Origin of the sequence: Idiomarina fontislapidosi, from assembly GCF_003226255.1 — a bacterium.
Taxonomy (GTDB): Bacteria; Pseudomonadota; Gammaproteobacteria; order Enterobacterales; family Alteromonadaceae; genus Idiomarina; species Idiomarina fontislapidosi.
In genome coordinates this window covers 1-4411 of the sequence record NZ_QJST01000029.1, presented here as the reverse complement: position 1 = coordinate 4411, position 4411 = coordinate 1, and the positions used below count along the sequence as shown (strand labels likewise).

The window sequence follows — 4411 nt, the reverse complement described above, 5'->3', positions numbered from 1 at the left end:
AGGAAAACACTGGGCTTTATTCAGCCAGACATAATTTTTAAAGAGCAATTGCAACACGCTAAGAGCGAGTGTTGCAGTTATTAGTTGAATCTAGGAATCTTTATTTTAAAAAAATTATTTAATTTTTATAACGACGGCTTGAAAAAATCAATTTTATATTTACACCATTAATATTTTATAACTCTTGAACGTAAAGCTTTTGCTGAAACCAATATAATAAAAATAAAAAATGTCCATAACATGAACTTCAATGGCATAAATATTGATGTTCTGGGCATATAAACTGCAAAACCAATTAGGTTATAGTAAACTATACTTGTTGATATACTATTTTTTTTAAGCATGCTGACTCGAGATTTTTCAACAAAAAGACCAAACAAATAAAATAAAATCATACAACCAGTTAGACCAAAGGAAATATAAACGTCGATAACTAGATTTGTTCCAAGGCCCCACGACGCATTTTCGCCTAAAGTTTGGTATGTAAAAAACTCAGCTGAAGTCTGAAAATCAAACCCAAAAGTATTTTTAATTAAGCCTAGTAAAAAAGGAAAACTCCCTAAAACTGGTTTTATTATTGTTAAGCCATAATTTAAACCATTCGATTCAACATAATCATAGCCAAAGTATAAGGTCCAAGAATTAATCACGAAACTATGTGTCATTGCGTATAAGCTATTAACTCCGTCACCAAGGTTTTCCATGCCTCGTACAAAAATATTTTCGTTACCAACAACTGTTTCAGCCACTCTTCCTTCACCAACGACATGCATAATAAAGATACCAAGGAAAGCGACTGGCATTGCATACAAAAGTTTAATTCTTTTCACATAATTTGAATAAAGTGTAAAACAAACCAATAATAAACTAAGCGCAGGACCCCGATCTCCTACACTTAAAAAAAGAAAAGAAAACAACAATACTAATGAAATATAAAGGTAACCGTATGACTGTTGTTCATAATATTTAAAATAGATTATTGATGCCAAAGTAAAACTACATGTAAGTAGCTGAAGTATATATAACGATACGGCGCTATGAGCAACAAAATTACCTGAGAGAAACTCAGTTCCAACGGTTGACACGAATGCAAAAAATAAAACACAGGTAATTACCGTTGGTATATTGTGCTTGTAATAGACCCTATTAATGGTTGTTCTTTTTAGTTGTTCGCTTTTCACGTGCGAAGCGCCTATCACAAAGCAACTAGACGAAAGACATGCTAAAGCTGTTGCTCTATTTATAACATCATGATTGAACGTTAAAGTAAAAACGGAGAAGAATTCTGGATCAATGGGATATAATATTGCTGGATAAAAAAAGTTTACTAGTAAAAAGCTTATGTAAAAAATAGTATAGAAATTTATGTAATCAAGTTTGCTCTTCTTTATTAAGAACGGTACCACTTGCAACAAGAATAATAGAAAAATCAATACTACGAACTTCAAGTTATAGCTTTCAGGAGAATAAATATATGCAACAAGCGATATAAAAAGAAATATGTAATTTTTCATTCCCTTCAAAACCCAGTTTAGAAAATTTAATTATTATCAATTAGTGAAATTTGCAAATGTATTTTTTAATTTATTACAAGACATTGTATTTAAGATCAACCTTTAATCGGGTCATGTGCGTGAACGTTTTAAGAAATTACGATTAAATTCAGTACTTCTTCGCTCATAGTTGCCATATTCTGGTTGCGATTGACGCTCGCTGTTATCGTCTTCTTGCATTATCACATCGATAACCTGATGCAGATGATTTTCAACGCCCAGTGCACGCGCACTTTTCTGCCAAACTGCTCGGCGGATATGTATTCTGAGCTAATATAATATTGATACTGTTGCAGCTCTTTCCTATTCACTAATCGATAATAAGTGGCACTTCCAATAGTCTTGAGCGATGACCAGGCTCTTTTCTGATACTGAGCTCGAATAAATCTGAAGCGAGTGACATAGCGTTTTTGGGTTCTTTTTCGTTTATATGCAGTAGTGAGCCCTCTTCTTGACTATGGTCTTTACTATTTGCTTTTAGAAGCTCATGGAATCGAGGGGCACCATCGCGCCTTTTAGTTCTAATAGCTCCAGTAATTCAGATATAGCGGTAATCTTATTCGACTTTCATCTGTTCGTCGCAGCCCTAAGACCACATCGCGTTTTAGTAGCAAACGGATTTATCATTTGCAGTCTAGATTGCCTGTCGTTCCGCTTTTAGGAGCTTCGTAGTGTCCTCCCATCAGCGGAAGAAAATTCTTTATCAATGAGTTTTTCTGTCGCCTGCATCAACTTGATAAAACGCTGATGAAATGCTTGTGGGTCGACACGAAAAACCAGCCTGACAATGGTGTCGTAGACCAATATGCCATGACTAAAATCACCGTACTTTTTCAACCACTCAAGTCGCAGGCGGTCAAAATCTTCAGTTTATTCGAAGCCTTCATCACCGGAAATGACGCAAGTGCATCAAAGACAGGACATCAAACAGTTCATAGGTTACTTTTAATGCTTGCCTTGGATCTTTAACTTGGGCAACGTGGCAAGTTAGTATAATCAGGCTTGTTTGGTCTCTCCGAAAAAGAGAGTGTATGAACACGACTAGAGCAGACCGTCAAATCGAACTATTATTTAGCTATTCAAAAAAATTTTTACGTTCTCGCCCTGTTCTCGTAGCTTGATTCATTCAACGGATTGTTTGACCAATTAAAAGAATCTAGATGTAAAGGGATTCCCCGTCGGAAATTTTACTTGCACCCCCAAATATCGAACATTAAGTCCAAGTGACGAAAAATGCATCTAATAGGTCACCCCGACGCGCTTAAAATCAGCATCACTGAGTTGTAAGGCTGTCCACTCGACATATTGTTGTTGATTCGTTAACGTCGGATACTAGAGTAGCGCATTAACTTCGCCGAGCGATAAACAGAACGGTCGTTGCTCTATGGCGCGATAGCTGTTTTTGATTGTTTCATTAAATAAATCTAGTAGCCTAATAAGCGTACTTTACTGCCCCATTTGTCTTAATCTTGGAATACTCTAATATGGCAGTACGTTGCAGTATGTTCCCGTACAAAGCCTCCAACTTTTGACTGTATTAGTTCGAAACTGGTATCCAGAAATGCTAAGAATATTCAAAAATACTCGACAATATTCGTTTAAAATTCATTAGCTGTATTTTCAATCATTAATTTATTGTCTTAGAATCGCGTTAGACGATGAGTACGAAACCAAGCAGATAGTATTTTGGCCATTGTTTGAGCTACTTAATACCTAACCTTCCTTCAAAGCAATGGGACGAAAATGCGGTTTCCGAATTCTAGTTAATTCGATAACTATGAATGATTTTTCACCAGTCGACCATTGTTAGTTTGGCAACCGATATCAGGATACTGTAACTTCTAACTAACAATCTTGTTTTAACCAAGGTTAAAAAATTACGGAACTCCCTATCCAACATACCACACGACTTATGTGGTGGTATCCTTTTTTATACTACATGATATACGCTAGTCCGACTAACGGCGCATAAACGAACCAATACCGCTAATATTTATTTATCATTAATAAAATCGCCAACAGAGCAACTCGACTGACATTTTCATAAATCCCAGATCTAACAGAAAAAATATAAAAGAATGCCTTAAAAAAGGCTATTATAAAACTCTGATGCCGTATTAAAATAGCTATATAAACTGATTGCATACGACTTAATGCGTTAGAGTCCTACCCTCAACTTTTAAAGTTTAATTATGATGACTTTAATTTGCTACTTATTTATTGATATAATCATAAAAATGGTCAATTAAATAATAAACCAATAGATTTCTCAGATATTAAATCAATATAAAAAGACTATAATAAACTTACCATATAAATGTTGGAAAACTAGCGTAGTAGTACATCTATATAAGGAAAAACGACAAATCTATAGGCACCTTAAGATTTATTAACATTGCAACACGAGTAAAAATGAAAATTTTGACACCGAACTACATTCAACGACCTGAGACTTGACTCGTAGAAATAACTGACGTAGAAACCAAGAATATACCTAAGTGATAAATCCTAGATTCAACTAATAACTGCAACACTCGCCCATAGCTTGTTGCAATTGCTCTTTAAAAATTATGTCTGGCTGAATAAAGCCCAGTGTTTTCCTGGGCCGTAAATTCAGGCGTTGCTGATATTTAGCCATCAGCTCGTTTGTTACAGTGCGCAAATCAGTCCCTTTTGGCACGTATTGACGCAATAACCCGTTCGCATTTTCGTTCGCGCCGCGCTGATACGAAGCATACGGATCAGCAAAATAAACGTCGGTCGCGAGCTCTTTTGCAATTCGTTCATGACCCGCGAATTCTAAACCGTTGTCGGCCGTAATGCTGTGAACCAGAGCTTTAAAGGGCTGCAGCATTTCT

The 4411-nt window shown here is 35.8% G+C and carries 2 protein-coding genes; both read right to left on the bottom strand.

Going from position 1 to position 4411, the window contains the following annotated elements; all coding sequences use genetic code 11:
- Positions 1-167: 167 nt before the first annotated feature.
- Positions 168-1514: an O-antigen polysaccharide polymerase Wzy gene (gene wzy, locus DFP83_RS13270; protein WP_110576526.1), complete on the bottom strand. Its 1347-nt coding sequence runs from the start codon at positions 1512-1514 to the stop codon at positions 168-170.
- A gap of 2557 nt (positions 1515-4071) precedes the next feature.
- Positions 4072-4411, bottom strand: a 340-nt coding sequence (locus tag DFP83_RS13260; protein WP_110576522.1) for an IS30 family transposase, incomplete at its 5' end; no start/stop codon positions are given.

What these genes read in the sequence shown, in the direction of transcription:
- wzy (WP_110576526.1), bottom strand. Translation starts at nt 1,514, where the DNA reads ATGAAAAATTACATATTTCTTTTTATATCGCTTGTTGCATATATTTAT.